3 protein-coding genes and 1 pseudogene are annotated in these 2608 nt (G+C 72.6%); all 4 read left to right on the top strand.

Annotated features, from left to right (window positions below):
- Positions 1-120 precede the first annotated feature (120 nt).
- The 4 genes and pseudogenes from ACTIR_RS0103330 to ACTIR_RS21430 all read left to right on the top strand — a co-directional run bounded on the left by ACTIR_RS0103330 (position 121) and on the right by ACTIR_RS21430 (position 2588).
- A complete protein-coding gene (locus ACTIR_RS0103330) occupies positions 121-423 on the top strand; it encodes a YrhK family protein (protein WP_026453217.1) in 303 nt (100 codons plus the stop codon).
- A gap of 104 nt (positions 424-527) precedes the next feature.
- Positions 528-743 (top strand): annotated as a pseudogene (locus ACTIR_RS27785) (hypothetical protein); the annotation flags it as partial.
- Positions 744-852: 109 nt separating this feature from the next.
- Positions 853-1518: an O-methyltransferase gene (locus tag ACTIR_RS0103320; RefSeq protein ID WP_026453215.1), complete on the top strand. Its 666-nt coding sequence runs from the start codon at positions 853-855 to the stop codon at positions 1516-1518.
- Between the two features lie 149 nt (positions 1519-1667).
- Positions 1668-2588, top strand: coding sequence for an endonuclease/exonuclease/phosphatase family protein (locus ACTIR_RS21430; RefSeq protein WP_034238131.1), 921 nt, complete (start codon positions 1668-1670; stop codon positions 2586-2588).
- Positions 2589-2608: the final 20 nt, after the last annotated feature.

The following is a 2608-nucleotide window of genomic DNA, read 5'->3' as shown; positions in this document are numbered from 1 at the left end:
GCGGCGGACGCCCCGGTGGGCTGAGCCGCCGCAGGCCCGTGGTGGGATCCCGGGCCGCCCGGCCCCCGAACGGTGGGCACGTGACCTGCCGATCCCGACCGGCCGTGGCACCGTGATCCCATGGCCGACGACGGGCGCTCCGGTGACGCGGAGGGGACGCTGACGCTGCGGTTCGGGCACGAGGAACTCGTCCTCCGCCGCCGGTACGAGCTGCTCAGCATCGGTAACGACCTGCTGATCGCGCTCTGGTTCACGGTGGGCAGCGTGTTGTTCTTCTGGGAGGCCACGGTCGTCGTCGGCACGGCGCTGTTCCTGGTGGGCAGCCTCCAGCTGGCCGCACGCCCGGTGATCCGGATCCACCGCCGGGTGCGGCTGCACCGGCTGCACCCGCACCACCCGACCGAGAGCGCCCGCGACTTCTGACCGCGCCGCCGCGGGACGGACCGCGACGGAAACGGTCGAAACGATCACATTCGGCTGTGACGCGCGATACAGTCTGTCCCGACGACAACGAGGGGGCGGACGAGGTGGCTGTGCGAGACGAATGGGCCGTTACCTGCCGGGACCTGGCCGGGCGGCGTCGGGCTCTGTCGGTGTTCGTCAGCGCCGACCGGGTGGTTCTCGTCGCCCCACCGGGTGAAGCCGCGGTGCTGACCTCGCTCGACGTGGGCCGCCTCCGCGCCGTGCTGCGGGACGCGGTGATGCAGGCCGGGGACACCGATCCCGGGGAGGCCGCCACGGAGCCGGCCACCGACCGCTTCACGGTCCTGGAGGCCGATTCGCCGGAGGCCACACCGCCGGCCGACGCTCCCGACGACACCCCGGGGGACGACCGGCCGTAGGCTGCCCGTCGTGACGGACCAACAGCGGTGGGCGGCGGTCGACGACTACGTCGACGGCCACCTCGTCGGGCAGGACGAGGTTCTCGACGACATCCAACGCGCGGCCGACCGCGCGGGCCTTCCCCCGATCTCCGTCGCGGCGAACCAGGGGAAACTGCTGCACCTGCTCGCCCGCACGGTCGGCGCCCGCCGTGTGCTGGAGATCGGCACGCTGGCCGGGTACTCCACCGTCTGGCTCGCCCGCGCGCTGCCCTCCGACGGGCGGGTGGTGACGATCGAGGCGGAACCCTCCTACGCCGAACTGGCCCGTGCGAACGTCGAACGGGCGGGACTGGGCGAGCGGATCGACATCCGCGTCGGTGCGGCCCTGGACGTCCTGCCGACCCTGGACGACGAGGGCCCGTTCGACCTGACGTTCGTGGACGCGGACAAGGTGAACAACCCGCACTACGTCCGGCACGCCGTGCGGCTGAGCAGGCCGGGATCGCTGATCGTGGTGGACAATGTGGTGCGCCGCGGCGCGGTGGCCGACGCGACCGACCCGGACCCGTCGGTGCGGGGCAGCCGGGAGGTCATCGAACTGCTGGCCGCCGACCCGCGCCTGGACGCCACCGCCGTGCAGACGGTCGGCACGAAGGGCTGGGACGGGCTCGCGCTCGCCCTGGTCACGGGCTGACGCCTCACCGGAGCACACACCGGGCCGGACGCGACGCCGCCGGGCGACCGGGGGTGGCCCGACGGCTGCCCGTTCCCCCCTTCGGCGGTTGATCGTCGACTCGAACGTGAGATTCACTCAGGTTTACTCACCCGGTCGAGGAGGCGCGCATGAGACGGCTGACCCCGCTGATGGCTCTGGTGGCGCTCGCCGCGGCGGGCACCGCCCCGGCAGCCGCGACCCCGGAGGACGGGACGGCAGCGGCGGACCCGCCCACGGCGGCGAGCGGGACGTTCACGGCGCTGACGTACAACATCGCCGGGTTGCCCGAGCCGCTCTCCGGCAGCGACCCGGCCGAGAACACCCCCGTGATCGGCGAGCGGATCGCGCCCTACGACGTGGTGCACGTCCAGGAGGACTTCAACTACCACGCCGCGCTGTACGAGGCCGACGACCACCCACACCGCACCGCCACCAGCGGCGGTGTGCCGTTCGGGTCCGGGCTGAACACGCTGTCGAACTTTCCGATCCGCGATCTCGAGCGCGTCACCTGGGACGACTGCTGGATCAACCAGGCCGACTGCCTCACCCCGAAGGGGTTCACCTTCTCCCGGGTGGAGATCGCCGACGGGGTCACCGTCGACTTCTACAATCTGCACGCCGACGCCGGGGACAGCTCGCTCGACCACGCCGCCCGGCGGAGCAACCTGCGGCAGGTGTCCGACCACATCACCGCCCACTCGTCCGGGCGCCCCGTCGTCGTCATGGGCGACACGAACTCCCGCTACACCAGCGGCGAGGACATCGTGCGGGAGTTCGTCGCGGACAACGGGCTGCGGGACCCGTGGGTGGAGCTCGTGCACGACGGCGTCCCACCGGAGATCGGCGGTCCGTCCCCGGAGTGCGACACCACCACGATCGACCGGTGCGAGGTCGTGGACAAGATCTTCTACCGCGGCGGCGACGGCCTCCGCCTGACCGCCACCGACTACAGCGACGACCGGGCCGACTTCCTCGACGACACCGGCGAGCGGCTGTCCGACCACGACCCGATCGCCGCCACCCTCCGCTGGACGGCGCCCGCGCGCTGACGCCGGGTGCCCGCCGCTCG

This window comes from Saccharomonospora iraqiensis subsp. iraqiensis (assembly GCF_000430445.1).
GTDB classification, from domain to species: domain Bacteria; phylum Actinomycetota; class Actinomycetes; order Mycobacteriales; family Pseudonocardiaceae; genus Saccharomonospora; species Saccharomonospora iraqiensis.
The sequence above is the reverse complement of the archived record's forward strand: the minus strand, read 5'-3'. Positions and strand labels throughout refer to the sequence as shown.